Below are 3,650 nucleotides of genomic sequence, written 5' to 3' on the forward strand. Positions count from 1 at the left end.
TGCGGGAGGGCGACGGCAAGGTGGAGGCGTCGCTGACGGCGGCGGTCCCCTATGCGGCGTTGCAGGTCTCGGAGCGGTTGAAGCTCTGGGGCGCGGCCGGCTACGGCTCAGGCCGCGTGACGCTGAAGACCGCCCTGGGCGGCAACTACAGCGCCGACACGAGCTGGAGCATGGCGGCGGCGGGCTTGCGGGGCGACCTGCTCGAAGCCCCGCAGGAAGGTTCCGGCCCGGCGCTGGCGTTGACCTCGGACGCGCTGTGGACGCGGACCTCCTCGGAGAAGACCCGCGACCTCGCGGCGTCGGACTCCGACGTGACGCGGCTCAGGGTCGGCCTGGAGGGCAGCTACCATGTTGCGCTGGAGGACGGCGGCAGCCTCGTGCCGAAGCTGGAGGTGGGCGCGCGCCATGACGGCGGCGACGCGGAGACCGGCTTCGGGGTCGAGCTCGGCGGCGGCGTCAAGTGGACCGATCCGGGCCTGGGCCTGTCGCTCGATGTCTCGGGGCGCACGCTGCTGGCGCACGGCAACGACGACCTGAAGGACCGGGGCTTCTCGGCCGCGCTGGCCTGGGATCCGGCCCCGGCGACGAAGCGGGGCGCGTCGCTCAGCCTGCGCCAGGACTTCGGCGGCCGGGCCACGGGCGGTCTCGACGCGCTGTTCCAGCCGGCGGCGCTGGAGGACCGCACCGGCGGCGGCGAGGCGACCTCGCGCTGGGCGGTGGAGGCGGCCTACGGGCTGCCGGCCTTCGGCGGGCGCTGGACCGGCAGCCCGCATATGGGGCTCGGGCTTGCGACCGGCGCACGCGACTACAGCCTCGGCTGGCGGCTCGCACCGGAGGCGACGAACGCGCCCGACCTCTCCTTCGGGGTGAAGGCGACGCGCCGGGAGAGCGACACGACCGAAGCGGAGCATGCCGTCGGATTCGAAGTCAATGCTCGCTGGTGAGCGTCGCCTGACACATGCCGCGGCGGGTCAGCGGATGGGATGCGCTCAGGGCTTGGCGCTTCTTCCGCGCGAGCAAGGCGTATCGTCAGGCATGGGATCGGCGCAACCCGACGCCCGGCCTGCCGGAGCGGGTGCCGTTCCCGGTCCGCCTGAGAACCGCCGCCGATACCGGCGCCCTGCGCTGGGGCATGCTGGCCTGGGAAGACCCCGGTCTCCGGAGCCGCTCGCGCCCTTCTGGGTGAGCGCCGGTGTCATCGACGGCCGGGTGGAGCCGGACGCGGCGCCGCTGGTGCGGCTCGCGGCCGAGGGCGGCGCCGTCCTGTCGGGGCTTCGGCTCGACGACGGCACGCTGATGCTGAGGATCGAGCAGCCGGGCCGCTCGATGCAGGTCCGCTTCCCCGCCGGTTCCGTGTTCCTCGAGGACGGCGGGCTGCGCCTCGTCGTGGAGCGCGACGTGGCGCGCATCGAGGACGTGTGGTCCGGCCTGCCGGTCCCTCGGCGGGGGCGGGCACGGGGGACGGCGAGCTTCTGCTGGCGCTGGAGAGCGAGGCGGAAGGGCTCACGCAGCGCGAGATCGCGTGCGGCTCTGGGGCGCCGAGCGGGTCGCGCAAGACTGGTTGGTCGGACGGCTGGATGCGGACGCGCGTCAAGCGCAGACGCCGGCGCGGCAGGACGATACTGAAGCAGTACCGGGACATGGCAACCAGGACGTGACCGCATCGTTCCGTTCGCCTTGAAGTCGAAACGCCGCCACACAACGCCCAAAACGCGCTACACTACCCCTTGGTGCGTTGGGCTTCAGATATCGACGACAAGCGCGTGTCGGTTTCGGCTGTAGCGAGCCCTCGATTCCAGACAACAGGGAAGGCGGCGAGCGCCGCCGCCGTCAGCCCGGCCCGCGTCGCCCCTTCCCCCCTTGGACGCATATCTCCCGTGGGAACGGATGTGTTCATCAGAGCCTCGATGCGGTCGGCGGTGGCTTGTGCGGGCTCGCGGAGCTGCTCGACGGTCCAGTCGGCGGCGTAGCCCTCGGTGATGTCGTCGTCGCGGGCGTGGTTCACCAGCCGCTTGGTGAGGGGCCGGGGGAGCATGAGGTCGCGCTCGGCAACGGTGATGAAGGCGTTCCGCAGACCGTGGAACCAGAAGCGTGTGCCGGCCGCCTTGCTGATGTCCACATGGTAGCGGTGGAGGCCCGTAAGGTGGCCGGTGGCGCTCGTGAGCGAGGGGAACACCCAACCTTCCACCGCCGCCCCGCTGGTCCCGGCCCGGCGCCGCTCCAGCACGGCCGCGAGTTGTCGGGTGAGCGGAAGCTCCAGCGGCTCGCCGGTCTTGGTCTCCTCCACCCGCAGGATGCCGCGCTCCAGGTCGATGCGCTCCCAGCGGAGCGAGACCACCTCGCCCAGGCGCATGCCGGTACAGGCTCCGATGGTGAAGATGTCCCGGTGGTCGGGCGGGAGCCCCACGGCCTCCACCCCCGCGCGCCAGCGCGGCAGCACTTCGGCCGGGGACGAGATGCGCCGCCGGCGGTTGCGGTTGAGTCGCCCACCGCCAGCTATCCAAAGCTCGACGGGGTTCCGCAGCCCCTCGTGGTCGATGCTGGAGCGGCGGTAGATGGAGCGCAGCATGGAGACGGCCTGGTTGGCGGTGGCCCAGCCGTGACGCTCCGTGACCCGGTGGAAGCGGGTCTCCACGTCGCCCCGGTCGATGGTCTCAAGGGAACGGGAGAGCCAGTCGCCGAAGCACACCCTGAGGTTCATGCGGTACATCTCCACGGTGCGGGGCTTTCGCCTGGGATTGGCGCGTAGGTAGTCCTCGAAGGCTTGAGCGAGGGTGGGCATGCCCCTGGCCTCGGCCCGCTCCTGGGCGGGGTCTTCACCCGAGGCGACCTTGCCGAGCAGTTCCTGGGCCATGCGCCGGGCCTGTTCGGCAGTGATGCGGCCGAAGCGCCCGAGGGTGACGCGCTTGTTGGGAGCCTTTCGGCCGCCGGAGCCCGAGCGGTAGTTGACGACGAAGGTCTTGGCGCCGGAGGGCTGGACCCTGACGCCCAAGCCGGTGAGGCGATCGTCCCAGGCGATCCAGGGCTTGAGGTCGGGCTTGAGGGCCTCGACGGCGCGCTTGGTCAGGGTGGTCTTGAGCCTGGCGGTGCGTTTGGCGGTGTTGGGTTCGAGGGTGTCCATGGGGGTAGTAATCCTTCGTTCATCGGGTGATGTTCCATAGGTTGGGTTCGCCATCATTTACACCCATCGAGAGGTACGCAGGTGTCTTGAACGGGGACTGGTAACGCGTTTCGGGATGCGCTACACTGGGGCGCATGGCGATTCGCGAACATGCTGCAGACGCCCGGTCGGCCAAGGCGCTGCAGCGGTCGCAGACCCGTAACGACGACACAATCGAGTCCCTGCGCAGCGAGATCGCCGGGTTGCGCAAGGAGGCCGCGGCGCACCGCAAGACGGCGCGAGCGGCGCAGACATCGCTTTCCGCAAGGGACGCCCGGCTTCGCAAGGCCCGGGAGAGTTCGCAGACACAGAACGAGACGATCCGGTCGCTTCGCAGGCAGGTCCGCTTCCTGGAACGGAACCTCGCCCGGCAGAGGCGCGAGCTGGAGGAGGCCGAGAGGGTCAGGGAAATCGCGGGGCGATTGTCCGACGAGACCGTCCGGCTCCGCGGCGAGTTGGGGGCATACTTCGATCAGGCCGACACGATCGA

At 70.7% G+C, this 3,650-nt stretch carries 4 protein-coding genes; 3 read left to right on the plus strand and 1 reads right to left on the minus strand.

What is annotated here, in order from left to right; genetic code table 11:
• Both OXU42_17330 and OXU42_17335 read left to right on the plus strand, forming a co-directional pair.
• Window positions 1–944, plus strand: a 944-nt coding sequence (locus OXU42_17330; protein MDE0031151.1) for an autotransporter outer membrane beta-barrel domain-containing protein, incomplete at its 5' end; no start/stop codon positions are given.
• Between the two features lie 474 nt (window positions 945–1,418).
• The gene (locus OXU42_17335) at window positions 1,419–1,658 is read left to right on the plus strand and encodes a hypothetical protein (GenBank protein ID MDE0031152.1); all 240 of its coding nucleotides are present in this window, start codon (window positions 1,419–1,421) and stop codon (window positions 1,656–1,658) included.
• A gap of 62 nt (window positions 1,659–1,720) precedes the next feature.
• Here the strand turns inward: OXU42_17335 and OXU42_17340 are convergent, their stop codons facing one another.
• Window positions 1,721–3,121, minus strand: coding sequence for an integrase family protein (locus tag OXU42_17340; protein MDE0031153.1), 1,401 nt, complete (start codon window positions 3,119–3,121; stop codon window positions 1,721–1,723).
• Between the two features lie 134 nt (window positions 3,122–3,255).
• Between OXU42_17340 and OXU42_17345 the strand changes: the two genes are divergently transcribed.
• The coding region (locus tag OXU42_17345) for a hypothetical protein (protein ID MDE0031154.1) at window positions 3,256–3,650 on the plus strand (395 nt) is incomplete at its 3' end.

Source organism: Deltaproteobacteria bacterium, assembly GCA_028818775.1.
Classification (GTDB): Bacteria; Desulfobacterota; Binatia; order UBA9968; family JAJDTQ01; genus JAJDTQ01.

Coding starts and splice junctions, on each gene's coding strand:
- OXU42_17340 (MDE0031153.1), bottom strand. CDS start 3,121: ATGGACACCCTCGAACCCAACACCGCCAAACGCACCGCCAGGCTCAAG.